This window comes from Lutaonella thermophila (assembly GCF_055387725.1).
On sequence record NZ_AP043783.1, the window covers coordinates 1,071,227 to 1,097,500 of the forward strand.

Below are 26,274 nucleotides of genomic sequence, written 5' to 3' on the forward strand. Positions count from 1 at the left end.
AGCGACTCACATTGTGAGTCGCTTTTTTTATACCTCAGCATCCACCAAGTTTGTAACTACATAGTATCTTGGGTCGTCTATAGCTGTTTCAATAATACTATCAAATTTAGGGTTAGCTTTTAATAATAATGATTTACAATCCGGACTTAAATGTGTAAGTTTTATTTGTTTTCCTTGCTCTATATATTTATTAGCAATATTTCTTAAAGCTTCAATCCCGGAATGATCTGTTACTTTAGACTCCATAAAATCTATTTCTACCTTATCCGGATCGTTCTTCGGATCAAATTTACTGTTAAAAGATTGTACCGATCCGAAAAATAATGGCCCCCAAATTTCGTAAACTTTAGTACCATCTTCTTTAATGCGTTTTCGAGCTCTAATCATTGTTGCATTTTTCCATGCAAATACTAAAGCAGACATAATTACACCTGCCAACACAGCAATAGCTAAATCTTGCCAAACAGTTATTGCAGAAACGGCAATAAGTACGATTGCATCTGAAAGCGGAATTTTATGTAAAATTCTGAAACTACTCCACGCAAACGTACCAATAACAACCATAAACATAACTCCCACCAATGCTGCAATAGGTATTTGTTCTATTAAAGGAGCGCCAAACAAAACAAAAAGCAACAAAGCAATAGCAGCAACAGTACCGGACAACCTGCCTCTACCTCCGGAGTTTACGTTTATGATAGATTGACCGATCATGGCACAACCTCCCATGCCTCCAAAAAGACCGTTTAAAATATTGGCACTTCCTTGTGCTACACATTCTCTGTTTCCGCTACCGCGAGTTTCTGTAAGTTCATCAATTAAATTTAACGTCATTAAAGACTCTATCAGTCCTACGGCTGCAAGTAAAAATGCTGTAGATAAGATTAGTTTCCAATGTCCGTTTAGCGTATAGAATAATCCAAAAATTTGATCTTGAAATTGAGGTAAGCCTCCTTGCAAGCCTTCACCACCACCTTCTTTAATAAAAGATCCAACAGTACTAACCTCAACACCTCCAAAAATAGTAATGGCTGCTACCACTAAAATTGCTGTTAAAGCAGCAGGGAGTTTTTTAGTGATTTTAGGTAATAAAACCATTATACCCATGGTTAAAGCAACAAGAGAAAGCATAATCCAAAATGGCTTATTGCTTATAACAGCCGAAATCCACTCTGAAGGATTGTCTGTAAAAGAAAGGTTAGTTGGAGTTATTTGTGGGAATAGTTTTAATTGTGATAAAAAGATAACAATAGCTAACCCATTTACAAACCCCATCATTACAGGATGAGGTATAAGTCTAACAAATTTACCAAGCTTAAAAACACCTGCCAGAATTTGAATTGCTCCAACTATTAGTAAAGTAATGAAGAGCCATTGTAATCCAAGATTTTCAATTGGGGTTTCTAAATTTAAACCTACCTCATTTCCTTTTTGAATTAAATGAACCATAACAACTGCCATAGCTCCTGTAGCACCAGAAATCATCCCGGGGCGACCACCAAATAAGGCAGTAACAATTCCCATCATAAATGCGCCATAAAGCCCAACTAAGGGGTCTACACCGGCTACAAATGCAAAGGCAACAGCCTCAGGAACTAAAGCCAGTGCAACAGTTAATCCAGAAAGAATATCGTTTTTGGGGTTCTGAGTAAAGTTTTTAATAAGTTTTTGTCTCTTTGTCATACCTTTCCCTTAAAAGCCGGCAAAGATATAACAATGTAACTAACTAAAAAATTAAAGGGAGTGTAATAAAAAAACCGCCTTTATGGCGGCTTTTATTTTATTGCCCAACAGAAGCAGGAGGGTATTGTTTTAAAATCTCAGAGACAAACTCTCTGATTCTTTCATCTTTTTTTTCAACCCTTTTGGTTAAATAACCACTTCCTTTACCTTGCCAAACAAGCTCTTTTTTCTTGGCGTCAATTAAATCAATGTAAAGAGAGCCTTCTGTACGGGTAGTAACAGTGCTGTAATTTGGGCCAAACCACCAAGGATTCCAGAACCAACCCATTCCGTAGTAATTGTTATACACTTCTACACGTTCTTTTTCTTTAGTAAAAATACTAACCAGAAGATCTGGGTTGTCTGATTTTTTAAACCCTTTAAGAATCATTTCGGCTTCAATGGCCCTAAGAATTCGTTTTTTGTCTAAATCAGAAATCTCGGCCTTATCTATACCGGGTTTGTAAAATGCAAATGTTTTATACGAATTAAAGTTGGCCTCTTTATCGTAGTCTGCAACTACCCGAACCGATACACAAGATGTAAGTAGTATTAATGATACTACAATACCTATAAATTTTGTTGTTTTCATAGTATTGCTTTTTGAGTTAACAGTTACTGCTTAAGTAAACAACGATTCGTCTACTTTGTTTGGTAAAGTAACTTTAAGTTTTGACTCTTCTTGCATAGCACGTTTTATGGCAAATATTGCTTCATCATTTCGAGCCCAACTTCTTCTGGCAATTCCGTTGTTTACATCCCAGAAAAGCATTGATTTTAAGCGCCTTTCTGCATCTTTAGTACCATCAAGAACCATGCCGAAACCACCGTTAATTACTTCTCCCCATCCAACACCACCACCATTGTGAATGCTTACCCAAGTAGCGCCTCTAAAACTATCGCCAATTACATTGTGTATTGCCATATCTGCTGTAAACTGAGACCCATCATAAATATTTGATGTTTCTCTAAACGGAGAATCGGTTCCTGATACATCATGATGATCACGCCCCAATACTACCGGACCTATTTCTCCATTGGCAATTGCTTCATTAAATGCTTTTGCAATTTTTATTCTTCCCTCTGCATCGGCATATAATATTCTTGCTTGTGATCCCACAACTAATTTATTTTGTTGTGCTCCTTTAATCCATTTTATATTATCTGCCATTTGCTGCTGAATTTCTTTTGGGGCGGTAGCTTTTATTTCTTCTAAAACCTTACAAGCAATTGCATCTGTTTTAGCTAAGTCTTCAGGGTTACCAGAGCAACAAACCCATCTAAACGGCCCGAAACCATAATCAAAACACATTGGCCCCATTATGTCTTGTACATAGCTTGGGTATTTAAAGCGTTTACCATCTTTAGCCATAACATCTGCACCGGCTCTAGAGGCTTCAAGCAAAAAGGCATTTCCATAATCAAAAAAGTATGTTCCTTTGGCCGTATGTTTATTAATGGCAGCAGCATGACGCTTTAAACTTTCTCGAACCAGTTCTTTAAACTTTTCAGGCTGGTTTGCCATCATAGTATTTGCTTCTTCGTAGGTAAGCCCAACAGGGTAATATCCTCCGGCCCATGGGTTATGTAATGATGTTTGGTCGCTTCCTAAATCAATATAAATACCTTCTTCATAAAACTTTTCCCAAACATCAACCACATTACCAAAATAGGCAATAGAAACTACTTCTTTTTGTGTTTTAGCTTTTTTAACTCGGGCTACAAGTTCGTTTAAGTTGTCTATAACTTCGTCTACCCAACCTTGTGAGTGTCTGGTTTGTATTGCTTTTTCGTTTACCTCTGCACAAACAGTAATGCATCCGGCAATATTACCGGCTTTAGGCTGTGCACCGCTCATACCTCCTAATCCGGCTGTAACAAAAAGTTTTCCTTGTAAATCTTCTCCTTGTTTAGAAATTTTTCTGCCGGCATTTAAAACCGTAATGGTTGTTCCGTGTACAATACCTTGCGGACCAATATACATATAACTACCGGCTGTCATTTGGCCATATTGTGTAACACCAAGAGCATTAAAACGTTCCCAATCATCTTGTTTAGAGTAATTAGGAATCATCATCCCATTGGTAACTACCACACGAGGCGCATCTTTATGTGAAGGGAATAAACCAAGCGGGTGCCCTGAATACATAACCAATGTCTGTTCATCGGTCATATTGGCAAGATATTGCATGGTTAACAGGTATTGTGCCCAGTTTTGAAATACGGCACCGTTACCTCCGTATGTTATAAGCTCATGAGGGTGTTGTGCAACAGCTGGATCTAAATTATTTTGAATCATGAGCATTATAGCCTTAGCTTGTGTACTATTGCCCGGATACTCATCTATTGAACGAGCATACATTTTGTAATCCGGTCTAAAACGGTACATGTAAATACGACCGTACTGCTCTAACTCTTCTTTAAACTCGGGTAATAAAATAGCATGGTGTTTTGGATGAAAATATCTAAGAGCATTTTTTAACGCCAGCTTCTTTTCATCGTCAGATAAAATGTCTTTACGCTTTGGAGCGTGGTTTACATTTGGGTCGTAAGGTTTTGGTTCTGGTAGTATATCTGGAATTCCTTGTAGAATTTGCTCTTTAAATGTCATTTTATCAATACTTTTTTGCATTACAAACAATAATTTATAAACGTATTATTTTTTGTTTTTAAAGGTGTTTGTTTTTTTATCAAAACCATAAGGGCAGTGCCTACATCCGCTCTGGCAACAATATCCTCTTTTTAAGTGATATTGCTCTGTAAAGCACCGGTAACCTTCTGGGGTAAAGTAATAGTCTCCTTCTTCTAAAGGGATATGTTTTTTCATAAATACACTATTAAAGTTGTATTTTTATGCAAAGTTAACTCATTACAAGCTAACTATGGCACGAGTACTTGTTTTTAAATATTTATTACCAAAACGGTTTGATGGGTTAACACTTTGGCCCTTTATAATACTAAAGAATAAGCTACTTAAAGAAGATGTTAAATTGGTTAATCATGAGTTAATTCATATTAAGCAACAGCAAGAGTTGTTAGTATTGTTTTTTTACATTTGGTACCTGGTAGAGTGGGTTATACGTCTTGCACAATTTAAAAACATAAAGCTGGCATACTACAACATCTCTTTTGAGAGAGAAGCTTATGCTAACGAGCATAATATAAACTACATTAAAGAGCGTTCGCTTTGGGCATTTACTAAGTATATTTAATAGAAACATTCTGTTTAAAATGGCATTTTTTTTGCTGTTGATATTTTAAAAAAAAAAGCTATGAAAAGAGCAGTTTTTATTGTAGCAACAATATTCTCTGTTTTAGCTTGTAGCGGGCAAGAGACAAAAGAAAAAGAATCTAAGTTAAAGGCTAATGAACCAAAACCAAAAGAGCGATGGAGTGTAACCAAAGAGATAGACGAAAACGGTAACATAATCAGGTTAGACTCTACGTATGTTTGGTCTTTTTCATCAGATGGGAGCGATGTGTCTCAAGAAATGCTGGATAGTTTAATGAATTCGTTTAAAAACAGATTTAAACAAGATTTTTCTTTTGGTTTTGATACTGATTTTTTTGAGATGTTCCCGTCAGATTCTATTTTTTATAAATCGTTTTTTTACGATGACTTTTTTATGAATTCATGGAAAAAACGTAATGAAGAAATAAAAAAGATGATGAAAAGGGCCGACTCAATTCATAGAAGCTACCTTGATGAGTTTAGAACAAAAAAGAAAATTTAAAAGCTGCCTTCTTTGGCAGCTTTTTTAACTTTGTAGCTTAATAGTATTGCATTGTACAATCAGGCTGTTACATTACCTTTATTACAAGAAAAAAAAGTCTCGCTTTTTATTAAGCGAGAAGACACCATACATAAACATATCTCTGGAAATAAATACAGAAAGTTATTGTACAATATAGACCAAGCCAAAAAGCTTGGTCATACAACGCTTTTAACATTTGGTGGGGCATACTCTAATCATATTGCAGCTACTGCTTTTGCCGGAAAAAAATATGGGTTCAACACTATTGGGGTTATTAGAGGAGAAGAATTAATTACAAAAGTTCAAACCAATCCTACATTACAATTTGCTGCAACAAACGGAATGCAATTGTACTTTGTAAGCAGAGAAAAATACAGATTAAAAAATACGCCGGAGTTTTTAAAAGAACTTGAGACTAAATTTGGAGCTTTTTACTGTTTACCTGAGGGCGGAACAAATAGTTTAGCTGTTAAGGGATGCGAAGAGATTTTAACTTTAGAAGACAAAACCTTTAACTTTGTTTGCTGTCCTGTAGGTACCGGAGGTACTATATCCGGATTAATAAATTCTTCAGCCAATCAGCAGCAAATAATTGGCTTTCCAGCTTTAAAAGGTGATTTTTTACACAACGATATTCGTAAATTTGCACAAAAAAATAACTGGACATTATGTGGTGATTTTCACTTTGGCGGGTATGCTAAAGTAAACAAAACACTAATTAATTTTATAAACAATTTTAAAGAACAAACAACAATACCGTTAGATCCGGTTTACACCGGAAAAATGATGTACGGCATACTAAGCCTGGTAAAAAAAGGTTATTTTAAAGAGCACACTAAAATTTTGGCAATTCATACAGGAGGATTACAAGGAATTGACGGGATGAATATGGTTTTAAAACAAAAAAACTTACCTACTATACATGTATAAATATTTAACATTATTTGCCCTTATACTTTTTGTAAGTAGCTGTTCTAGCAAGAAAAGAGCAATTACTACAAAAAAACCACATGTAGAACATAAAAAAGAGTCTAAAAATACAGAAACTACCAATCCTAAAACAGAGCCTTTTGTTGTGCCAAAAATTGTTTCTGTAGAGCATTACATTGATGTCTTTCATGAGATTGCTCAAGAAGAAATGCGCAAATATGGCATTCCTGCCAGCATTACGCTTGCACAAGGTATTTTAGAGAGCGGAGCAGGAAGGGGAGAGCTTACACTAAAATCTAACAATCACTTTGGTATAAAATGTCATACCGGCTGGAACGGTGCAAGAGCATACCATGATGATGATGAAAGAGGAGAATGCTTTAGAAAGTATACACATCCGCTATATTCGTTTAGAGATCATAGTGAATTTCTTGCTACAAGAAGCAGGTATGCTTTTTTATTTGAGTTACGAAAAGATAACTATAAAGGTTGGGCCAGAGGCTTAAAAAAAGCAGGCTATGCAACAGATCCTAAATACCCAAATAAATTAATTTCTCTGATAGAGAAGTACAAACTGTATAAATACGATAGAGAAGTAATTAAAGAAGGAAAGCTGGCTGTAAAATCTGCCCCGAAAGAAACCAATTGGGTTAATCATGTAGTTAGAGAAGGCGATACGCTTTATGCCTTAGCAAAATTATACAACACAACAGTTGATGATATAAAGTCATTAAACGGATTAAAAACAAATACCATAAAAGTTGGTCAACTATTAATTATTAAAACACCAATTACATCAAAATAAAAGAGAATGATTTACAAACGAAGCAGTGCATTATTCGTAGAAGCTAAGCAATACATTCCGGGAGGAGTAAACTCGCCAGTAAGGGCATTTAATGCAGTAGGAGGCACTCCGGTTTTTATAAAAAAGGCAAACGGAGCTTACTTATTTGATGAAGACGGAAATAAATTTATAGACTATATAGCGTCTTGGGGTCCAATGATTTTAGGGCATGCTTTTGAGCCTGTTGTAAATGCTGTAATAGATAAAACAAAACAAGGCACATCGTTTGGAACTCCAACCGAAATAGAAACTCAAATAGCAAAACTGGCAGTTTCTATGGTGCCTAATATTAATAAAATTAGGTTTGTAAATAGTGGAACCGAAGCTTGCATGAGTGCAGTTAGGTTGGCTCGAGGATTTACAAAACGCGAAAAAATAATAAAGTTTGCCGGATGTTATCACGGCCATAGTGATGCATTTTTAATTCAGGCAGGTAGCGGAGCGGTAACTTTTGGTAGCCCTAATAGTCCGGGGGTTACACAAGGTACAGCTAAAGATACTCTTTTGGCCAGATATAATGATTTAGAGCATGTTAAGCAAATTGTTGTAGCTAACAAAGGAGAAATAGCAGCCATAATTTTAGAACCGGTAGCCGGTAATATGGGATGTATTTTACCTAAAGAAGGCTTCTTAGAAGGGTTAAGAGCCTTGTGCGATGAGCATAACATTTTATTAATTTTTGATGAGGTAATGACCGGTTTCAGGCTTGCTCCCGGAGGTGCTCAAGAAGTATTTAACATAAAAGCAGACATTGTATGTTTTGGTAAAGTTATTGGAGGCGGGCTTCCTGTTGGAGCATTTGCAGCCAGAGACGAAATAATGAGTTGTTTAGCCCCTATTGGTCCGGTATATCAGGCAGGAACACTTAGTGGCAATCCTTTAGCAATGGCAGCCGGTTTGGCCATGCTAACAGCTTTACATAATAACCCAGCTATTTACGATAGCTTAAACAAAAAAACAGCGTATTTGCATGAAGGATTAGAGAAAGTATTAAGTAGTAGTGGTTTAGCATATACAATAAATAGATTAGGTTCTATGATTTCTGTTCACTTTACAGATGAGCCAGTTGTAGATTTTGAATCGGCTGCAAAAGGTAACAATGATACGTTTAAGAAGTTTTTTCACGGTATGCTAAATGAGGGTATTTATTTACCTCCGAGCGCTTTTGAAAGCTGGTTCTTAAACGATGCATTAACTTATACCGATTTAGATAATACTATTAAAGCAGTAGAACGTGTTATCACTAAGTTATAAAAAAAGCGCTGCCAGAAGGCAGCGCTTTTTTTAGTGTTTTTATTAAAATGCTTCTTCTTTTTTTTCTGGTACCACTACTTTTTTTCTAAGATTTGTTTGGTAAATCTCTCGTTGTTTAGCATTTAGAATTTTAAGTATTCTTTTATCAAACTGTGTCTCGAGCTTTCTTATTTCGTAAAAATATTTATCAGCATTACTAGGGCTATTTTTAATAGTACTTTGCTTCTGATCTGATTTCTTTAAATGATTATAAATAATAGAATATACCCTATTAGCTTGTCTTCTGTCTAAGTCTAAAGCAGAGTTAAATTTATCAAATAGTTCTTGTGCAACTGCTTTTTGCTCATTGGTGTTCTTTTTATTATTTATTTTGTCATCGTCATCGTCATCGTCATCATCGTCATCATCGTCGTCGTCGTCTTTATCTTTTTTCTGACTGTACTCTTTATCTTGTTTTTGCTTATTGGTTTTGTTAGATTGTGCTTGTGCATTTACAACAAATCCAAAGCATAAAACAAAAACTAATAATAGTAACCTGAAAGCTTTCATGATATTTTAGTTTACTGTAATAACGCTTAAACAAAAATAATATTTTCTATTATGTGAAAGCTTTACCTACGAGTTAAGTGAGCTCTTCTTTTTTTAAATACATGTTTAAGTTTTAACTTTTTATAGTGTTTGTACTGTTCTGTAGATAAAACTTCTTGCATTGCACGTTGTTTATTCAATAGTATTTTGTTTTTAAAATACATATTCTCAAATGTATTGCGAGAATTAGCACTACTTTCTTTGTGTTCTTTTAGTTGTTTAAAAAAATCTTTGTTTATCTCTAATACGGTCTGCTGTTGCTCTTCGGTTAAATCTAACAACAGAGCAAGTTTTTGAGCTCGTAATAAAGCTTTTTGTTCTGTAGTTAGTTTGTTCTTTTGGGGTGTTTTAACTTTTTTAAACGTAGTTGAAGAAATTTGAGCAAAAGAGTTAGTGCAGATAATGATTGCTACAATTAATAATACTTTCTTTTTCATGATTATACCTTTTATTGTTTAGTAGCTTAGACACTACTTAAAGCATAAGGTTTAATGCATAACTGGTTTAATTACTTGTAAAACAGGTTTCTAAACAAAGGCTTAAAAAAACAGAAAATCTGTTAAACATTTCATAAACAGCGTAACAAAGTATTCTACTACACGTCTTAATAATAAACAATCAACAAAAAACGAACCAGTTTAAAACAATACCACGATGAGAAAGTTAGCCTTAATTTGTAGTTTGCTTTTTGCTTTAAACGCTACTACACAGTCCACAGAAACAGAACCCTATAACGATTGCGAAGAACTCTCAGTTGTTTACGCCACCACTACAATAGATGACAATTATATAGCTTACACAGATAACGACTTGTTAGCTACTTCTTCTAGAAGCTGGATGCCAACAATAACTGCAAAAAAAGAATTCGATATTCATAGCGTAGAATACATTGAAGATGAAGTAGCGTTAAATTTTGAGTTTGATTTAGAAGCTCATACACCAAGAGGTTTTGATCCGAACGAAGCTTATTTTGACATTCATAGCATAGAATATATAGAAGATGAGGTTGCTCTTGATTTTAATTTTGATTTAAAAGAGCATACACCAAGAGGGTTTAACCCAAATGAAGCCTATTTTGATATTCACAGCGTAGAATATATAGAAGATGAAGTAGAATTGAGTTTTGAATTTGATTTAGAAGATTATACGCCAAGAGGTTTTAACCCGAGTGAAACTTATTTTGATATTCATAGTATAGAGTATATAGAAGATGAAGTAGAGCTTGAATTTAATTTTGATTTACAAGCATATTTACCTAAAAACTTTAATGCTTATGCAAAACCAGGCACTATTTAATAGTGATTACCAATAAATAATTTGTTTTTCATAGTAGATTATTTGAGTTAGCTGTAAAACCCTGCACATTGTGCGGGGTTTTTATTTAAAGGGAAAAATCCCCTAAAAAATATTAAATAAACACTGTGAAAACTAAGCAGTTATGTGTAACTTTACAAGTATTATTAACGAAGTAGTTCTTCATTTTTTAGTTTGGGTTAGTTTAATAATAAATCGTTGGCTTAGCTGGCGATTTATTTTTTTAATAACTCTTCCGGAAACATCTCAATAACTATATTCCAAATATGAGGTAATGCAAAATAAACAAAGGCAGTAATAAGTAGAATTGATGCTAAATTCATAAATAATCCTCTAGATACCATATCTGGAATTCTTAAATATCCGGAACCAAAAACAACTGCATTTGGAGGTGTAGCTACCGGAAGCATAAAAGCACATGATGCAGCCAAAGCAGCACTAACCATTAAACTAAAAGGGTGTACATTAACAGTTAAAGCAATTGGTGCTAACACCGGAAGCAACATTGCTGTAGTAGCTAAATTAGATGTTATTTCGGTTAAAAAGTTTACGGCAGCTACTAAAAGGAATATTAATAAAAGTAAAGAAACGCCTTGTAAAATGGTCATCTGGCTGCCAATCCAAAGTGCCAATCCGCTTTCTTCAAAGCCTTTAGCTAAAGCCATACCTCCACCAAATAATAAAATAATTCCCCACGGTAATTTAACAGCTTCTTTCCAGGTTAAAAGAGGTGTTTTTAAATCTTTATTCGGAATTATAAATAAAGCAATAGCAAAAGCTATGGCAATAATAGTATCGTCTATATTAGGAATAAATTTTTGTAGTAAGAATGAGCGTGTAATCCAACAAAAAGCAGTTAAAAAAAATAGTATTCCAACAACTTTTTCTTGATAAGAAGTAGGGCCTAATTGACTTAATAGTCTTTTAATTTCTTGTTTTCCTCCCGGAAATTCTTTTTGCTTAAACGTAAAAGCAACCGAGGTTAAATACCACCAACAAAGAGCAAGCAAAGTTAGTGATAACGGAAGTCCAATTTGAAACCACTGTAAAAAGGAAATCTCATAACCGTAAGTGCTTTCTATAACACCCGCTAATACTAAGTTAGGGGGCGTTCCGATTAAGGTTGCAATACCACCAATAGAGGCACTATAGGCTATAGCTAACATTAATGCTTTACCAAAAATTAGGTTTTCGTTTTCTATGGTGTTTGGGTTGTCTTTTAACTGTGTTACTATGGCTAACCCAATGGGTAGCATCATTACAGAAGTTGCAGTATTAGAAATCCACATTGATAAAAATGCGGTTGCTAACATAAACCCAAGTATTATTTTTTTAACATTCGTGCCTACAACATGTATAATAGAAAGCGCTATGCGCTTATGTAAATTACTTTTTTCTATTGCTTTGGCTATAATAAAACCACCCAGAAATAAAAATATAAACTTATGCCCAAAAGAAGCTGTAGTTTCAGGCAGTGTTAATCCTCCGGATAGCGGGAATAGCACTATAGGAAGTAAGGCTGTAACTGCAATGGGGAGCGCTTCTGTTATCCACCAAATAGCTACCCATAATGTGGTTGCAAGCACAGCATTTGCTTGATTTGATAATCCTTCCGGATGAAAGAATAAAAGTGTTACAATATATGCTAGGGGCCCAAGAAGTAAACCAATTTTTTTTGATGTAATCATACTGCAGGTTGTATAACCACGAATTTAATTGTTTTTATAAAAAAAAGAACTGCTTAACAAGCAGTTCTTTTAAATTATAAATATGGTAGTTGTGGTTAATCTATCACAGAAACAATTAAGCCTTCTTCGGTTTTGGTTACTTTAGCTAACTTATTTTTGGTTAAACCTTTAATGGCTTTATCCCACTTTTTATTACTTAAACCTGTTTTTTCTTTTAACTGGCTTAAATCTGTAGGAGATTGTTCTTTTAATAATGCCAATACGTTTTTCTCATCGTCTGTTAGAGATATTTGCTTTTTCTCTGGCTTCATTTGAGGGAAGAATAATACTTCTTGTATAGACGGTTGATTGGTTAAAAACATAGTTAACCTATCTATGCCAATACCGATACCTGAAGTAGGAGGCATGCCATATTCTAGAGCCCTTAAAAAGTCTTGATCTATAAACATAGCTTCGTCATCTCCTTTCTCCGAAAGGCGAAGCTGCTCTTCAAATCGTTCACGTTGGTCTATAGGATCGTTAAGCTCACTATAAGCGTTAGCCAACTCTTTACCGTTTACCATAAGTTCAAAACGCTCTGTAAGTCCGGGTTTAGAACGATGCGCCTTGGTAAGCGGGCTCATTTCTTTTGGATAATCTATTATAAAAGTTGGTTGTATGTAATGGTGCTCACATTTTTCTCCAAAAATTTCATCTATGAGTTTACCAACCCCCATAGTGTCATCTACCTCAATGTCTAATTTTTTGCAAACTTCACGTAATTGTTCTTCATTCATTCCGGTAACATCAAAACCGGTATGCTCTTTTATAGCATCTAAAATAGGAACTCTTGGGTACGGAGCTTTAAAATCAATCTCGTTATCGCCTATTTTAGTTTTGGTTGTACCGTTTACATCTGTAGCAACTTTTTCTAAAAGCTTTTCGGTGGTTTCCATCATCCAGTTATAGTCTTTATAGCTTACATAAAGCTCCATAACTGTAAACTCAGGGTTATGAGTTCTATCCATTCCTTCATTTCTAAAATCTTTAGCAAACTCATAAACTCCATCAAAACCACCTACAATTAATCGTTTTAAATACAGCTCATTAGCAATACGTAAGTAAAGGGGTATATTTAATGCGTTATGATGGGTTACAAAGGGTCTAGCAGCAGCTCCTCCCGGAATAGGTTGTAATATTGGCGTTTCTACCTCTAAGTATCCCCTTTCGTTAAAAAAATCACGAATACTGTTTGTTATTTTGGTTCTTTTAATGAACGTTTCTTTTACATGCGGATTTACAATTAAATCTACATAACGTTGTCTGTAACGTTGCTCAGGGTCGTTAAACTCATCATAAATTTTACCCTCTGCATCTACTTTTGGTAGCGGTAATGGGCGTAGTGCTTTACTTAGCAAAGTAAACTTTTTTACCATCACAGTTTTTTCGCCAACTTGAGTGGTAAAAAGAGTTCCTTCTACACCTATAATATCGCCAATATCAAGAAGCTTTTTATAAACTTCATTATATTGAGTTTTATCTTCTCCCAGACAAATTTCATCGCGGTTAAAATATACCTGAATTCTACCTTCGCTATCTTGTAGCTCGGCAAAAGAGGCTTTACCTTGTATACGTCTAGACATTAGTCTTCCGGCGATAACAACCTCTTTACCTTCACTAAAATCGTTTTTAATTTGTTTAGAAGTGTGAGACACAGGATATTCTGCTGCTGGGTATGGGTCTATTCCCATTTCTCTTAGCTTGCTCAGCTTTTCTCTTCTAATTATTTCTTGCTCTGAAAGTTGCATAATTCAAATTTAAGGCTGCAAAGATAGCTACTATTGTTAAATGTATCAATTGTGTGGGCATTCAAATAAAAGACATAATTAAAACAAATAATTCATTACAATAGTTTACAGCCAAAAAGGTGTAACAAATTAGTGGTATATTAGACCAATTAATTGCATCAATCAAAAAACAAAAGTATGAGTTTCTGGAGAGTACTACTCGTCATAGTTTTTCCGCCTCTTTCTGTAATGGATAAAGGGTGTGGCTCTATATTAATAGTGTTTTTATTGTGGCTTTGTGGTTGGGTTCCCGGTGTAATTGCTGCATTAATTATTTTAAATAATACCAATAAATAATACTTAAATGAGAAAACTTTTTTTTGCTTTAGCAATTTTATTTGGAGCTTTATTTTCTAGTTGCAATTTCACCGAAGAGTTACATTTAAATGAGAACGGAAGTGGTAAAATATCGCTAAATTTTAATGGCGATGAGCTAATGGCTATGGCCGGAGATGAAATGGTTAAAGAGGGCGAAAAAGCAATAGACTCTGTAATGTATTTTAAAGATTTTTTAAAAGAGAAACAAGATAGTATAGCACAGCTTTCTGCCCAGGAGCAAGCCAGATTAAAAAGACTTGAAAATTTTGCAATGCGAATGGTAATGAATCCGGAGGCTAAAAAAATGAAGTTAAATTTATTTACCGAATTTACTTCGGTTAATGAGTTGAGTGATATGTTAGGAGCTTTTCAGGATGCTAGTGCATTGCAAGGCAATAATAGCAATCAGGAAAGCAAAAACAATCCAATGAGCGCTAAAAGTGATGCCACTTCTGTAAAGTATACTTACGCAAATAACAGGTTTTCCAGAAAAACAACTATTACCAATAAAGAGCTTCATCAGCAAACTATAGATAGTTTAAAAGAGGGTAGCATGTTTTTGGGAAGCTCAACGTACACGCTTAAATATCATTTTCCTAAAAAAGTAAAATCAGTTTCATCTAATAAGGCATTGCTTAGTCCGGATGGTAAAACATTAACCTTAGAAACAGATTTTTTAACCTACATAAAAGATCCTAAGGCATTAGATATAGAGGTAGAGTTAGAAAATTAATGTAATTAGGTGTAGTTGTTGTAACTTTGCAGCATGAGCAAAAATAAGGCTGTTATATTAGAAGACTTAGGATTTAAAGACTATAAAGAAACTTGGGATTACCAAGAGCAGCTTTTTAAGCAAATTATAGACGCTAAAGTTGCTAACAGAAATAATAATACTCAAAACCCAACACCAAACTACTTTTTGTTTGTAGAGCATCCTCATGTTTATACGTTAGGCAAAAGCGGTGATATTTCTAATCTTTTATTAACCGAAGAACAACTTAAAGAAAAAGGGGCTGCTTTTTATAAAATTAATAGAGGAGGAGACATAACTTACCATGGTCCGGGACAAATTGTCGGGTATCCTATTTTAGATTTAGATAATTTTTTTACAGATATTCATAAATACTTAAGACTGTTAGAGGAAACCATTATTTTAACCTTGGCTGAGTATGGTTTAAAAGCCACCAGAAGCGAAGGAGAAACCGGAGTTTGGCTTGATGTAGGAACACCTTTTGCAAGAAAAATATGTGCTATGGGTGTTAGGGCCAGCAGGTGGGTAACAATGCATGGTTTTGCATTAAATGTTAATGCTAACTTGGGGTATTTTGATAATATAATACCGTGTGGAATTAGAGGTAAAGCAGTTACATCTTTAAACGTAGAATTGGGTGTAAATGAAGTAGATTTAAATGAGGTTAAACAAAAAATAATAAAACATTTTACTACGCTTTTTGAAGCATCAATCGTTAAAGAGCAAACAAGTGTTTAGTCAGAAAAATTTGTTAAAATAGCTTTAGCTTCAAGTTTACCGCCCTTTTTCTTATATTCTTCTGTTTTTACTACTCCAACGCCTTCGGCAAGCCATTGTTTTGTATGACTTTTACGTTTGCTAATGCCCATTTTATATTCGGTGTCATGAGAAACAATAAAACAATTAAAATCTCCGGCAGGTGTAGAAATAGTTTCTTTACCTTCTACTATTCTATTAAACATTCTGGTATACATTTTCATAGTTAACGGAGCCATATTAATTTCAAGTTCTATATTGGCTTCATCTAACTCCTGACCTACACTAAGTTTATTAGGAATAGAAATATTTTTACCACTCATTTTAATTTCTGCATTTTCATAATTGCGCAGCATATTATTATTCATTAACGATTTAAAATCTATAGAAACCCCATTTTCATCACAAAACATAAAATATTCAGAAGACATTACCTCGTTACCTTTTTCATCTAATAATGTAGATTGTACAGTAGCTTTATTGTCTGCTACATTTTTAATGGTATAGTTTACTACACCTTCAGGTTTATCTTTTTTATTATAAATAGTTATTTCATAAAAAACACCTTCTTTTAAAGGATAATATTTACTGTCGCAAATGGCTGTTTGTGCAAAAGTGGTAGCATAGCTAAAAGTGAACAATGCTGCCAATACAATTAGTTTTTTCATGATGTTTTATGTTTTTACAAATTCTACGCGTCTGTTTTTTGCTTTTCCGGCCGGGGTAGTGTTGTCTTCTACAGGTTCAGATTCTCCTTTTCCTTCTATGGTTAAACGATTTTCATTTACGCCATAAATAGATACTAATGCATTTTTTACGGCAGCAGCTCTTTCTTTAGAGAGTTTAAGGTTGCTAGATTCGTCACCATCAGAATCTGTATGCCCAACAATTTTTAAGTTTATAGAAGGGTCTTGTTGCAACACCTGAAAAATTTGCCGAATTATTCCCATAGATTGTGGTAATAGCTTAGCAGAACCACTATCAAACAATATTCCGTTGGTAGATATTTTTCCTTCGGCCATGAGCTTCCTTCTTAAATCTACACCTCCTTCGGCAATTTTTATGTTTTTAATAAACAAGCGCTCTTTACCATCTTTTAAATGTACCAACTCAAATTTTAAGGTAGTAATGTTAGAATTTTCTGGAATAAATTGTGGAACATCTAATAATTTACGCTCATTAACCCATAGCCTAAATCGTTGTTTATTAACAGCTATGGCAAAATGCGGTTTGTTTAACACTTCTTTTCTAATGTCTGCAGCTACCGTATTATTAATACCTTCTATTTTGCTGTAAATTCTAATTCCTACGGGATGGTATTGGCACATAGGTAAACCAACACTTACATACGTACCTTTGTTATTACTATATTTAGGATCTTCAGATAAGTAAATTCGTAATAGGGCAGATGAACTTGTTTGCCTATCTATGCCGGAAGTTAAAACATCAAACTCAACAGTATAGTCTTCCGGTAGCGTTGGCGCTAACGGAATATAAAAAGTGTTAAAACCGGGTTTAATTTCAAACCATTTTTCTGAATTTACAGAAACAACCTCTCCACTTCCGTTAGTATTCCATTTAGAAGGAAAATCACCAACAAAATCAATAGAAAAATCATCAAAAAAAAGCAGTTTGTCTCCCGGAACAAAATCATACTTTCTGTAAATAACAATATCTTTATCTTTTGAATTTTCAGATGTTTCTGTTGAAGGATTTTGGGTGGTGTTGTTTTGGCTATTGTTAGGTTCTGAGCCAGTACTCTCCACAACATCTTCTTCGGTTTCTGTTGTTTCTGTATCTTTTTTATGCCCTGTTAAAAGGTCTTTAGCAGTTTTAATACTATATTTTAATGCCTTTTTTGCACGATTAATTTGTAAAGTAGCTTTAGCTTTTTTTAAAGCGCTTTGCCCCTCTAAACTGGAAATTACATTAGGAGCACTTTCTGTAAGTAATGCAATATCTTCTATGGCTTGTTCTAAAACATCAAGATCATTGTCTTCTAAAGGTTTGTTGTTTTTGGTGTAGCCATCGTACATATATACTTTGTCGTACAAATCAAAAGATTCTTGTACAAAAGTATCTACATTGTTTATACCAACTCTACTGCTTGGCCGTTTGAGTTTTTTTTGAGCTATTCCGTCAAGACTAAATGTGCAGATTACAAGCAAGCTAAGAATTAGCCTACAGTTAAAATAGAGTGTTCTCATAATAGCGTAAGGTGTAAAAGAATAATATACAAAAAACGCTATTAATACACTAAAAATCAAGGGGTTATTTCCCCTGTTGCGTATGTTGCTAGTTTATTTTGTAAACAAGTATGGTGTTGTCTTGAGCTTTAGTAACAAGTTCTAAATGGCGATCGTTATCTATATCAGATAGGTCAATAATTTCTGTACCATAAACCGGAAAGTTTTTTATGTTTTTAGCTTGACTGTCAAATAAATATACTTTTTGATTTTGGATGTCGGTTACTGCTACATAAATCTTATCATATATATAAAATATTTTTGGAGCCGAATAAAAGCCATAGTCTAGCTCTATTTTCTTCCCTTTTATGCTAAGTAAATTATTAGATAATGTAACTAGGGTTTTAGTGGTGGCGTCTATATAGTGTTCGGGTTCAACTCCAATAGAAATCACATTTATGCCTCCTTTACTATCTATTTGCACTAGTTGTCCTTTGCTGTTAGTGAAGGTGAATTTATTTTTATAGAGGTAAATGTTGTTTTCTGAGAAAGAAAATTTTCGGTTTACTTTAATACGCTTTTGTCCTCTTCTATTTAAAATTTGTAAAGCACCATTTTTTTGAGCAAATACTAAATAATCTTTACTGCCAATTCTAAAGTGTTCCGGACGTTTAATAATTTCTGAATCAGATTTAGTGAAAGTAAATCCTTTAACGATTTGTCCTTTACGGTTGTACATGTAAATATTCTGACCACTAACTATTACAAATCGGTAATCTTTATTCTTATCGTAGTCAAAAACAGCTAAGGGTAAGAGTAACCCGGAAAATTGTTTGTTAAAAGGCTCTACAATGTTACCATTCCTGTCTATAATTAAAAATTTACTTGCAGTTGTAAAAGCAAGTTGTAATCTACCATTTTTATAAATATCTACTTGATGAATTTTTCCTTGAATTTTACTGTCTAATTGCTTTTTCCAAAGCACTTTTCCATCTGTTGCTATCAAGTATAAGTTGTTTTCTACATCTTGAACCACAATTTCTTTTTTCTGTGTTCTGTGGTTTATAACAAATTGTGGTTGGGTAGCTATTGCTGCATCTAACTGTACTGAAAATAATTGGGCAACAGTACCAACTTGGCTTTTAGGTTTGTTTTTAGTTATAGAAAGATGTAAATGATTAAAGTTATTATCGGCAATTAATTGTAAAGCAAGAGTATAGTTTTTTAGGTTTACAGATTTAAAATCTTCTTTAAAAGCATCAGAGTTACTTGCATTAATATAATCTTTAATTGCATTACCAAAACGAATTGTTAATAAAGAAGATTCGTCTGCTAATTGCTTTATTTGATTGTTATATTGATTAGAGTTTTTTAAAGTAGCATTGGTACTATTATTTGTAATTATGTTTTGAAGTATCTCTGTACGTTCTGCTAAAATGTAAAAGTTATCTATAACGCAATAATATTTTGGTGTAAACGACGCGTCTATTAATCTAGTAGCTTTAGTAAGTAAGTTAGATTCTGCAAGAGTGTAAATAGTTGTTTGTGAAAACTCTGTACTGTTTAGCTCTAAATTTTTAAAGAAATCTCTAAGTTCTTCAGAAAACTCGGCATAAAAACTAATAGCATTACCATTATTAAAAGAAACCAAACCAATTTCGTTAATACTCTCAAACCCGTTTTGTTTTACAGAATCAAGTAATGCTATATTGTTGTTAGATTGCGTGTTAGAAAAAAAGGCAGAAAAACTAGTGAAGTTAAACGATGTAAATCCGTTAGATGTAATAGGTGCTACATTAGCAACGTGATTTTGGGTAGGAGTGGTTTTCTTAAAATTATTAGTGAATTTTTTAATAGAGTCACTAGCAACAGCAACACCACTTAAAAGTAATTCGTTTTGGGAGGCAGCAATGTCTAAAGCAAGCCAATCAGCAAAATCAGTTAACTTGTTAGAATTTGTGTTTAGCAAAACATTTAAAAATTGGTTGTTTTGCTCAAGGTTAATGAATAAGGTTGCAGCCTTATTGGTTTTAGATGCATTATAAAGTTTGCTAAAAGTAGTATTCACAATATTTTTTTCTTTAATCCTAATTGAATTTTCAATTAAGAGTTTTGAAGAGGAAAGAATGTTAATATTGTTTAGTTTGGTGCTATAAAAAACAGTTTTGTTTAATGCGAATTTTTTATAAGAATGGTCGCTGTAAGATAGTGTTTCAATAGTTTTGTTTTGTGCAGACTCTAAGTTGGTTAATACAGAATCATTCTCAGTAACAAAAATTACTTCAACATTATTATTGCCTTCTTCTACAAAAGCAATTAATCCGGTAGTGTTGGGTTTAACATATTGTAAAGCAGATAGTTTGTTGTTTAATTTTTTAAAAGTTTTGGTATTAATAGTTTCTAAAATAAACGCATTATTTTTTAAGCTGCTTTTTAGTGTTTGAAAGTTGTTTACCTTAACAATTGCAGCTGCATTATGTGGTATATACGATAAAATAGAAGAGTTTAAAGGAGTAGTTTCTTTTTTACAACCCAATAACAGGCTTATTAAGATACAAACAACAAAAAAATGTCTCATTTTATAGTGCCCTTTTCAGCAAAAATATAATTAAAAATTTAGAGAGAGTTGTTTAGGTATTAATGTAAAGCTTTTTCTATGGTATTTAGTTGCACCGTATTTTAAAATTGCTTCTCTGTGTTCTTTGGTGGGGTAGCCTTTGTTTTGTTTCCAGTTGTACATTGGGTATTCTTCATGAATTTTTTCCATGTAAGCATCTCTGTATGTTTTAGCCAGAATAGAAGCTGCAGCAATGTGCATAAATTTAGCATCTCCTTTCACAACACATTTATAGGGTATATTGTTGTAGGCATAAAACTTGTTGCCGTCTACAGCAATAAGTGTTGGTTTTTTGCTGAGTTTATCTAAAGCCTTGTGCATACCAAAAATAGAAGCCTTTAAAATATTAAGTTTATCAATCTCATCCGGGAAAATATGAGCTACACCAAATGCAATAGCTTCTTTTTCAATTATATTTTTCAGGATGTGTCTTTTGGCTTTGGAAAGCTTTTTAGAATCCGTTAAAATATCATTTGTAAAGTTTTCAGGTAAAATAACGGCAGCAGCAGTTACCGGACCGGCTAAACAACCCCTACCGGCTTCATCTGTACCGGCTTCTAAGCAACTATTTATGTATGGTTTTAACATTAAAATTGTTAATTTTTTTCTTAAATAGGAGTTAAAAAAAGGGTTGGAATATAATTTTTTTAAAAAAAATAAAATTTTAACAAATTCAGTGCACTTATTTTTTGGTAAATATCATTAATATTTTGATTTTTGGCGTGAGCTAATTCAAAAATAATTTAATAATGAAATCAAAGTTAACTTGTTTTTTAACGCTAGCACTAGCGTTAATGGTAAGTTTCTCTTATGCACAAGAGAAGACAATTACTGGTAATGTTACAGACCAAAACGGTTTGCCTTTACCAGGTGTGAACATTTTAGTTAAAGGAACTACTACTGGAACCCAAACAGATTTTGATGGTAATTATACTATCAAAGCTAATACTGGGCAGGTGCTAGTTTTTACTTACTTAGGGCTTAAATCTGTTGAAAGAACAGTTGGGGCTTCAAACACCATTAATGTACAAATGGAAGAAGATGCTCAAGCTCTTGAAGAAGTCGTTGTAGTTGGTTATTCAGCGCAAAGAAGATCTGACATTACTGGATCTGTAACAAAAGTAGATAATGAAAAATTATCTCAAATTGTAAGCCCATCAATCGATAACGCTTTACAAGGAAATGTTGCAGGTTTAACCGTTTCAGCTACTTCAGGTACGCCAGGTTCTACTGCTAATATTAGAATTAGAGGTATAAGCTCTATAACAGCTGGTAACGCTCCATTATATGTAATTGATGGTGTTCCTGTAAATAGTGGTAATGTTGGTGCTTCTGGAGCAAGATCGTCTTTAAATGCTCTTGCAGCTTTAGATAACAACAATATTGCGTCGATTACTGTATTAAAAGATGCTTCTGCTACATCACAATATGGAGCTAGAGGAGCTAATGGTGTAATCTTAATTACTACTAAGTCAGGTAGAGCAGGTAAAACAAGATTCTCATTCACTTCTAGCTACGGTTTTCAAAATGATGCGGTAGAAGGACCAAAGCCTTTAACTGCTGCTAATAGATTAGAGCTTGCGTCTGAGGCATTTTTTAATGATGGAATTTTTCCTACAAAAGAAGATGCAGAGGCATACTTGCTATCTACATCATTTGCAGAATGGGATGCAGCCGGAAGACCAGAGGCACATTGGGATAAAGTTTTAACAAATAAAGATGCAATTATTAAGCAATATAACTTATCAGCTTCTGGTGGTGGAGAAGGCCATACATTCTATGCTTCATTAGGATATATGTTTCAAGAAGGAACTGTAATAGGAACTGAGTTTGAAAGAATTTCAGGTGCGTTAAACTTTTCTAAAGATTTAACTTCAAACTTAAAATTTAGTTCAAACAACTCGGCTTCTTATACATACCAAGATTCATTCTTAGAAACAAGCGCGTATTTTGAAAGCGCAAGAACTGGTAGATTTTTCTTATCTCCACTTTTACAACCATACAATGAAGATGGTACATTTAATGAGTTTGGAGGATCATTACCAAACCCATTAATAATAACTAGAGATAATATTGATGATAACAGATTTACGAGAATTGTTTCTGGTAACTCATTAACTTGGGATATAGGACATGGATTTAAAGTTGGGTCTACCTTTAATGTAGACTTCCAGCTATATAATCTTAGAACATACTCGAACAGAAATTACGGTTATGGCGTTCCTACTTCTGGAGATGCTAGTCAATACGACAGAACGAACGTTTACTACGTTTTTCAAAACTATGTTGACTACAACTTACAGTTAAACGAAAACCATAACTTTGATTTTAAATTACTTCAAGAATATCAATCAAATAGAAACTACTTCTTAGGTGGTGCCGGAGAGAATTTTGCTGATGATGGATTATTTAACTTAGACAACTTAGGGACACCAACAAGTGTTTCATCAAGTTTTACAGATTGGTATGTAGGTGCTTACTTAGGTTTAATAAAATATTCAGCCTTTGATAGTAAGTATGTGTTAGATTTCTCATTCAGAAGAGAGGGTAACTCTAGATTCTCTAAAAAGAACAGATGGGGTAACTTCTGGGCCGTAGGTGCTGCTTGGAATATGCATAAAGAATCTTTCTTAGAAGATTCAGAAGTTATAGATTATATGAAGTTAAGAGCATCATATGGTACAACCGGGAACGCATCTATTGGACTAAATCAATATCAATCTTTATTTAGCTTTGGTGTAGATTATGGTGGAGAAGGTGCTCAAACTGTAAGTACTTTTGGTAATGATGATTTATCATGGGAAAAATCTAATACATTAGATTTAGGTGTAGAATTTGGATTGTTTAAAAATGTGTTGAATGCAAACCTAGCATACTTCCACAGAACATCTACAGATCTATTATTAAACGTTCCATTGTCTCAAACTACTGGATTTAACAGCCAGGTTCAAAACATAGGTGAGCTTACAAACAAAGGTTTTGAGGCAGAATTAACAGCTAACATTATCAACACAGAAGATATTCAGTTAAGTTTAGGTGGTAATGTTTCAACTGTTAAAAATGAAGTTACAAAGTTACCTCTAGATCCTAATGGAGTTGAAAGAACCATTACAACTACAAGAACAAGAATTGAAACTGGACACCCGGTAAGAGCATGGTATATGCCTACATGGGCTGGAGTTAATCCAGACACAGGTTTAGAAGAGTGGTATATCAACGGAGTTGATGGTCCTACTACAACAAACTTTAATGAAGCAGAAGCTGTTTACCAAGGGGGTAATGCAATCCCAACTTTAACAGCAGGGTTAAATATAGATTTTAACTATAAAGGCTTCTTTGTAAATGCTAGCGGATATTATGCTGGAGGACATAAAATTTACGAAGGATGGCATAGATACTTAAACCAAACAAATGCATATCCAATATTAGCATTTAATGGTTATACAACCTTATTAGATAGATGGCAGCAGCCTGGTGACAATACCAGATATGGAAAATTCACAACATCTGCTACACCTTGGGAAAGACACTCTAAGTTTCTTTACGATGGAGACTTTTTCCGTCTAAGAGCGCTTACAGTTGGTTATGATTTACCATCAAGTGTAATGGATAAGATAGGATTAGAAAGTGTAAGAGTATATGTAAGAGGTAATAACTTATACACTTGGGTTAAAGATGACAACTTATTATATGATCCTGAACAAGATTTAGGGGGAGAAACCGGTTTAGAGACACCTCCTACCAAAACATTTACATTTGGTGTAAACATTAATTTCTAATTAGAAAATGAAAGACATGAAAAAAATATTTAAAATTCTTCCTGTTACATTTGCCTTCATTACATTCATGGCATGTACTACAGATGATCTAGAACCTACTTTAGCACAAAGTAAAAGTGTAGAAGGTAGTATCAAAAAAGTAAATAACCTGTATAGTATTTTAAAAGGTATTCATAATACCATGACTGGATCTGGTTATTATGGTAGAGATATCATTGCAACTAATGAGGTTAGATCTGACAACTGTTTTTCAAATGGTAATTCTGGGCGTTTTTCAACTCAGGCCGAATATGAATACAATGAAAACACAGGTTTTATTTGGGATGATGCCTATGCCGTAATTGCTGATGCTAATATTATAATCAATACAGACCTTTCTACTCTAGAAGGCGATTTAGATTATGGTAGGCATATTCAAGGTCAAGCAATGACGCTTAGAGCTTTAGCCCATTATGATTTATTAAGAACCTATGGGCAACAACATGCTGGAGGTAACTTAGGAGTTCCAATAATTACCGAGTTTAAAGGTGAAGATTTATTTCCTTCAAGAAACACTGTTGATGAGGTAAAAGCTGCTATTTATAGCGATTTAGAAACTGCATTTTCAATGATGGATTCTAGCTATGATGTTACAAAAACTATAGTTTCAAAATATGCAGCTAAAGCCTTAGAGTCAAGAGTAGCAATTTATTTTGGAGACTGGGAAAGAGCAAGAGATGCAGCTAAAGTTGTAATAGATTCTGGTTTATATTCTATTATTCCTGCAGCAAGCTATGTAGATAGCTGGGCAACTAAAGAAGCTCCAAACTCAATTTTTGAATTAGCATTTAGCGGAGCAGATAACTTAGGTCCAAATGCATTATCTTACATATACAGATTCCCTGGAGATGCTCCTGCTGGATATGGAGATGTAGAAGTTGTATCAGATGTTATAGATATTTACGAAGACGGAGATGTTAGAAAAGATATTCTTGGATATCAAGATGGAGGAACTCGTCTAAGAAATATGAAGAAATATCCTGATACGGCCACAGGTTCTGATAATATTCCACTGATCCGTTTTGAAGAAGTTATTTTAAACTATGCAGAAGCTTTATTTGAGATAAGCGGAGAATCTGCAGCACTTCCGGAAATCAACAAAATAACTTCAAACAGAGGGGCGTCAGCTTATACTAGCTTAACTAAAGAAGACATCATCAATGAAAGAAGAAAAGAATTAATTTTCGAAGGATTCAGATTTGATGATTTAACTCGTACTGGTCAAAACATAGATGTTTTAGGGTCAACTCAAAATGTTATTACACAATTAACATACCCTAACAATTTATTTGCATGGCCAATCCCAAGAGCTGAGTTAGATGCAAATTCTAACATGGTTCAAAACGACGGGTATTAAAAATTTATATAAGTCATACCAAAACCACCTCAATTGAGGTGGTTTTTTTATTTTATTTATGAATCAAATAATCAAAAAAATTACCTTTGCCAATAAATCGTTTTAGGTTAATGAAACACTTTACGTGCATTACACTTTTTTTACTGTTATTAGTTGCTAATAGCTATTCTCAAGTAACTCCTATAAAAAAATTACCGGGTTCAGACTCTTTGCAAGTAGCACCTAAGAATCAAAAAAAAGGAGCTATAATCAATTCAAATAAAAAACAAACGGCTGCAATAACAATTAAAGATTATAAAATTATTAGCCTAAATAACGATACAACTTATCTAGACACCACACTTACCATTTTTAAAGAATATAAGTATAACTATTTAAGAAAAGATAATTTTGAGCTGCTGCCATTTTCCAATTTAGGGCAAACCTATAATAGTTTAAGTTATAATCCGGGGCAATCAGCTTTGCCTCAAATTGGGGCGCTTGCAAAACATTTTAATTATTTAAAAGCAGAAGACATAAAATACTATCATGTGCCAACCCCTATGACCGA

24 protein-coding genes (1 of these 24 running past the window's edge) are annotated in these 26,274 nt (G+C 33.8%); 12 read left to right on the top strand and 12 right to left on the bottom strand.

The window, feature by feature from the left end; all coding sequences use genetic code 11:
• Nucleotides 1-27 precede the first annotated feature (27 nt).
• From ACZ5CF_RS04880 to ACZ5CF_RS04895, 4 genes are all read right to left on the bottom strand, one after another.
• Entirely contained in the window at nt 28-1,683 is a 1,656-nt protein-coding gene (locus ACZ5CF_RS04880; protein ID WP_464580723.1) for a SulP family inorganic anion transporter, read from the bottom strand.
• Between the two features lie 97 nt (nt 1,684-1,780).
• Complete coding sequence (locus ACZ5CF_RS04885; RefSeq protein WP_464580724.1) at nt 1,781-2,314, bottom strand: DUF4136 domain-containing protein; 534 nt, start codon at nt 2,312-2,314, stop codon at nt 1,781-1,783.
• 30 nt (nt 2,315-2,344) lie between these two features.
• Entirely contained in the window at nt 2,345-4,333 is a 1,989-nt protein-coding gene (locus ACZ5CF_RS04890; RefSeq protein ID WP_464580833.1) for a urocanate hydratase, read from the bottom strand.
• Between the two features lie 45 nt (nt 4,334-4,378).
• Nucleotides 4,379-4,549 carry a DUF5522 domain-containing protein gene (locus ACZ5CF_RS04895; RefSeq protein WP_464580725.1) on the bottom strand — a complete coding sequence of 57 codons (171 nt, stop codon included), beginning with the start codon at nt 4,547-4,549 and terminating at the stop codon, nt 4,379-4,381.
• Between the two features lie 55 nt (nt 4,550-4,604).
• On the opposite strand from ACZ5CF_RS04895, the gene ACZ5CF_RS04900 reads away from it, so the two are divergent.
• Genes ACZ5CF_RS04900 through hemL form a run of 5 tightly spaced genes read left to right on the top strand, consistent with a single transcriptional unit; the run spans nt 4,605 to nt 8,505 of the window.
• Entirely contained in the window at nt 4,605-4,934 is a 330-nt protein-coding gene (locus ACZ5CF_RS04900; RefSeq protein WP_464580726.1) for a hypothetical protein, read from the top strand.
• A gap of 60 nt (nt 4,935-4,994) precedes the next feature.
• Nucleotides 4,995-5,456: a hypothetical protein gene (locus tag ACZ5CF_RS04905; protein WP_464580727.1), complete on the top strand. Its 462-nt coding sequence runs from the start codon at nt 4,995-4,997 to the stop codon at nt 5,454-5,456.
• A 51-nt stretch (nt 5,457-5,507) separates the two neighbouring features.
• Nucleotides 5,508-6,407: a 1-aminocyclopropane-1-carboxylate deaminase/D-cysteine desulfhydrase gene (locus tag ACZ5CF_RS04910; protein ID WP_464580728.1), complete on the top strand. Its 900-nt coding sequence runs from the start codon at nt 5,508-5,510 to the stop codon at nt 6,405-6,407.
• Nucleotides 6,400-7,212: a glucosaminidase domain-containing protein gene (locus ACZ5CF_RS04915; RefSeq protein WP_464580729.1), complete on the top strand. Its 813-nt coding sequence runs from the start codon at nt 6,400-6,402 to the stop codon at nt 7,210-7,212. The genes ACZ5CF_RS04910 and ACZ5CF_RS04915 overlap by 8 nt, the downstream gene beginning before the upstream one ends.
• A 6-nt stretch (nt 7,213-7,218) precedes the next feature.
• On the top strand, nt 7,219-8,505 hold the full coding sequence (gene hemL / locus ACZ5CF_RS04920; RefSeq protein ID WP_464580730.1) for a glutamate-1-semialdehyde 2,1-aminomutase: 1,287 nt from the start codon (nt 7,219-7,221) through the stop codon (nt 8,503-8,505).
• Nucleotides 8,506-8,547: 42 nt separating this feature from the next.
• On the opposite strand, the gene ACZ5CF_RS04925 is transcribed toward hemL, so the two are convergent.
• Together ACZ5CF_RS04925 and ACZ5CF_RS04930 are read right to left on the bottom strand one after the other, a co-directional pair.
• Nucleotides 8,548-9,054: a hypothetical protein gene (locus ACZ5CF_RS04925; protein ID WP_464580731.1), complete on the bottom strand. Its 507-nt coding sequence runs from the start codon at nt 9,052-9,054 to the stop codon at nt 8,548-8,550.
• A 62-nt stretch (nt 9,055-9,116) separates the two neighbouring features.
• On the bottom strand, nt 9,117-9,530 hold the full coding sequence (locus ACZ5CF_RS04930) for a hypothetical protein (RefSeq protein ID WP_464580732.1): 414 nt from the start codon (nt 9,528-9,530) through the stop codon (nt 9,117-9,119).
• 217 nt (nt 9,531-9,747) lie between these two features.
• On the opposite strand from ACZ5CF_RS04930, the gene ACZ5CF_RS04935 reads away from it, so the two are divergent.
• Nucleotides 9,748-10,389, top strand: coding sequence for a hypothetical protein (locus ACZ5CF_RS04935; RefSeq protein WP_464580733.1), 642 nt, complete (start codon nt 9,748-9,750; stop codon nt 10,387-10,389).
• 233 nt (nt 10,390-10,622) lie between these two features.
• On the opposite strand, the gene ACZ5CF_RS04940 is transcribed toward ACZ5CF_RS04935, so the two are convergent.
• Nucleotides 10,623-12,095: an SLC13 family permease gene (locus tag ACZ5CF_RS04940; protein WP_464580734.1), complete on the bottom strand. Its 1,473-nt coding sequence runs from the start codon at nt 12,093-12,095 to the stop codon at nt 10,623-10,625.
• Nucleotides 12,096-12,190: 95 nt separating this feature from the next.
• On the bottom strand, nt 12,191-13,882 hold the full coding sequence (gene lysS / locus ACZ5CF_RS04945) for a lysine--tRNA ligase (RefSeq protein WP_464580735.1): 1,692 nt from the start codon (nt 13,880-13,882) through the stop codon (nt 12,191-12,193).
• Nucleotides 13,883-14,059: 177 nt separating this feature from the next.
• On the opposite strand from lysS, the gene ACZ5CF_RS04950 reads away from it, so the two are divergent.
• Genes ACZ5CF_RS04950 through lipB form a run of 3 tightly spaced genes read left to right on the top strand, consistent with a single transcriptional unit; the run spans nt 14,060 to nt 15,728 of the window.
• Complete coding sequence (locus ACZ5CF_RS04950; RefSeq protein ID WP_464580736.1) at nt 14,060-14,218, top strand: YqaE/Pmp3 family membrane protein; 159 nt, start codon at nt 14,060-14,062, stop codon at nt 14,216-14,218.
• 7 nt (nt 14,219-14,225) lie between these two features.
• Nucleotides 14,226-14,972, top strand: coding sequence for a hypothetical protein (locus ACZ5CF_RS04955; RefSeq protein WP_464580737.1), 747 nt, complete (start codon nt 14,226-14,228; stop codon nt 14,970-14,972).
• Between the two features lie 33 nt (nt 14,973-15,005).
• Entirely contained in the window at nt 15,006-15,728 is a 723-nt protein-coding gene (lipB, locus tag ACZ5CF_RS04960; RefSeq protein ID WP_464580738.1) for a lipoyl(octanoyl) transferase LipB, read from the top strand.
• On the opposite strand, the gene ACZ5CF_RS04965 is transcribed toward lipB, so the two are convergent.
• The 4 genes from ACZ5CF_RS04965 to ACZ5CF_RS04980 all read right to left on the bottom strand — a co-directional run bounded on the left by ACZ5CF_RS04965 (nt 15,725) and on the right by ACZ5CF_RS04980 (nt 21,137).
• On the bottom strand, nt 15,725-16,414 hold the full coding sequence (locus ACZ5CF_RS04965; RefSeq protein WP_464580739.1) for a TapB family protein: 690 nt from the start codon (nt 16,412-16,414) through the stop codon (nt 15,725-15,727). The genes lipB and ACZ5CF_RS04965 overlap by 4 nt on opposite strands.
• Nucleotides 16,415-16,420: 6 nt before the next feature.
• A complete protein-coding gene (locus tag ACZ5CF_RS04970; RefSeq protein WP_464580740.1) occupies nt 16,421-17,953 on the bottom strand; it encodes an OmpA family protein in 1,533 nt (510 codons plus the stop codon).
• A gap of 88 nt (nt 17,954-18,041) precedes the next feature.
• Nucleotides 18,042-20,510: a ribonuclease HII gene (locus ACZ5CF_RS04975; protein ID WP_464580741.1), complete on the bottom strand. Its 2,469-nt coding sequence runs from the start codon at nt 20,508-20,510 to the stop codon at nt 18,042-18,044.
• Between the two features lie 30 nt (nt 20,511-20,540).
• A complete protein-coding gene (locus tag ACZ5CF_RS04980; protein ID WP_464580742.1) occupies nt 20,541-21,137 on the bottom strand; it encodes a ribonuclease HII in 597 nt (198 codons plus the stop codon).
• A 161-nt stretch (nt 21,138-21,298) separates the two neighbouring features.
• Between ACZ5CF_RS04980 and ACZ5CF_RS04985 the strand changes: the two genes are divergently transcribed.
• The 3 genes from ACZ5CF_RS04985 to ACZ5CF_RS04995 all read left to right on the top strand — a co-directional run.
• On the top strand, nt 21,299-24,328 hold the full coding sequence (locus ACZ5CF_RS04985) for a SusC/RagA family TonB-linked outer membrane protein (protein ID WP_464580743.1): 3,030 nt from the start codon (nt 21,299-21,301) through the stop codon (nt 24,326-24,328).
• 16 nt (nt 24,329-24,344) lie between these two features.
• The gene (locus tag ACZ5CF_RS04990; protein ID WP_464580744.1) at nt 24,345-25,724 is read left to right on the top strand and encodes a RagB/SusD family nutrient uptake outer membrane protein; all 1,380 of its coding nucleotides are present in this window, start codon (nt 24,345-24,347) and stop codon (nt 25,722-25,724) included.
• Nucleotides 25,725-25,834: 110 nt separating this feature from the next.
• A protein-coding gene (locus ACZ5CF_RS04995; RefSeq protein WP_464580745.1) for a putative porin crosses the window boundary here: on the top strand, nt 25,835-26,274 show its 5' portion. 1,528 nt of this gene lie beyond the right edge of the window; only the first 440 of its 1,968 coding nucleotides appear in the window; the start codon lies at nt 25,835-25,837; its stop codon lies off the right edge, out of view.

What these genes read in the sequence shown, in the direction of transcription:
- ACZ5CF_RS04880 (WP_464580723.1), bottom strand. Translation starts at nt 1,683, where the DNA reads ATGACAAAGAGACAAAAACTTATTAAAAACTTTACTCAGAACCCCAAA.
- ACZ5CF_RS04885 (WP_464580724.1), bottom strand. Translation starts at nt 2,314, where the DNA reads ATGAAAACAACAAAATTTATAGGTATTGTAGTATCATTAATACTACTT.
- ACZ5CF_RS04890 (WP_464580833.1), bottom strand. Translation starts at nt 4,333, where the DNA reads ATGACATTTAAAGAGCAAATTCTACAAGGAATTCCAGATATACTACCA.
- ACZ5CF_RS04895 (WP_464580725.1), bottom strand. Translation starts at nt 4,549, where the DNA reads ATGAAAAAACATATCCCTTTAGAAGAAGGAGACTATTACTTTACCCCA.
- ACZ5CF_RS04900 (WP_464580726.1), top strand. Translation starts at nt 4,605, where the DNA reads ATGGCACGAGTACTTGTTTTTAAATATTTATTACCAAAACGGTTTGAT.
- ACZ5CF_RS04905 (WP_464580727.1), top strand. Translation starts at nt 4,995, where the DNA reads ATGAAAAGAGCAGTTTTTATTGTAGCAACAATATTCTCTGTTTTAGCT.
- ACZ5CF_RS04915 (WP_464580729.1), top strand. Translation starts at nt 6,400, where the DNA reads ATGTATAAATATTTAACATTATTTGCCCTTATACTTTTTGTAAGTAGC.
- hemL (WP_464580730.1), top strand. Translation starts at nt 7,219, where the DNA reads ATGATTTACAAACGAAGCAGTGCATTATTCGTAGAAGCTAAGCAATAC.
- ACZ5CF_RS04925 (WP_464580731.1), bottom strand. Translation starts at nt 9,054, where the DNA reads ATGAAAGCTTTCAGGTTACTATTATTAGTTTTTGTTTTATGCTTTGGA.
- ACZ5CF_RS04930 (WP_464580732.1), bottom strand. Translation starts at nt 9,530, where the DNA reads ATGAAAAAGAAAGTATTATTAATTGTAGCAATCATTATCTGCACTAAC.
- ACZ5CF_RS04935 (WP_464580733.1), top strand. Translation starts at nt 9,748, where the DNA reads ATGAGAAAGTTAGCCTTAATTTGTAGTTTGCTTTTTGCTTTAAACGCT.
- ACZ5CF_RS04940 (WP_464580734.1), bottom strand. Translation starts at nt 12,095, where the DNA reads ATGATTACATCAAAAAAAATTGGTTTACTTCTTGGGCCCCTAGCATAT.
- lysS (WP_464580735.1), bottom strand. Translation starts at nt 13,882, where the DNA reads ATGCAACTTTCAGAGCAAGAAATAATTAGAAGAGAAAAGCTGAGCAAG.
- ACZ5CF_RS04950 (WP_464580736.1), top strand. Translation starts at nt 14,060, where the DNA reads ATGAGTTTCTGGAGAGTACTACTCGTCATAGTTTTTCCGCCTCTTTCT.
- ACZ5CF_RS04955 (WP_464580737.1), top strand. Translation starts at nt 14,226, where the DNA reads ATGAGAAAACTTTTTTTTGCTTTAGCAATTTTATTTGGAGCTTTATTT.
- lipB (WP_464580738.1), top strand. Translation starts at nt 15,006, where the DNA reads ATGAGCAAAAATAAGGCTGTTATATTAGAAGACTTAGGATTTAAAGAC.
- ACZ5CF_RS04965 (WP_464580739.1), bottom strand. Translation starts at nt 16,414, where the DNA reads ATGAAAAAACTAATTGTATTGGCAGCATTGTTCACTTTTAGCTATGCT.
- ACZ5CF_RS04970 (WP_464580740.1), bottom strand. Translation starts at nt 17,953, where the DNA reads ATGAGAACACTCTATTTTAACTGTAGGCTAATTCTTAGCTTGCTTGTA.
- ACZ5CF_RS04975 (WP_464580741.1), bottom strand. Translation starts at nt 20,510, where the DNA reads ATGAGACATTTTTTTGTTGTTTGTATCTTAATAAGCCTGTTATTGGGT.
- ACZ5CF_RS04980 (WP_464580742.1), bottom strand. Translation starts at nt 21,137, where the DNA reads ATGTTAAAACCATACATAAATAGTTGCTTAGAAGCCGGTACAGATGAA.
- ACZ5CF_RS04985 (WP_464580743.1), top strand. Translation starts at nt 21,299, where the DNA reads ATGAAATCAAAGTTAACTTGTTTTTTAACGCTAGCACTAGCGTTAATG.
- ACZ5CF_RS04990 (WP_464580744.1), top strand. Translation starts at nt 24,345, where the DNA reads ATGAAAAAAATATTTAAAATTCTTCCTGTTACATTTGCCTTCATTACA.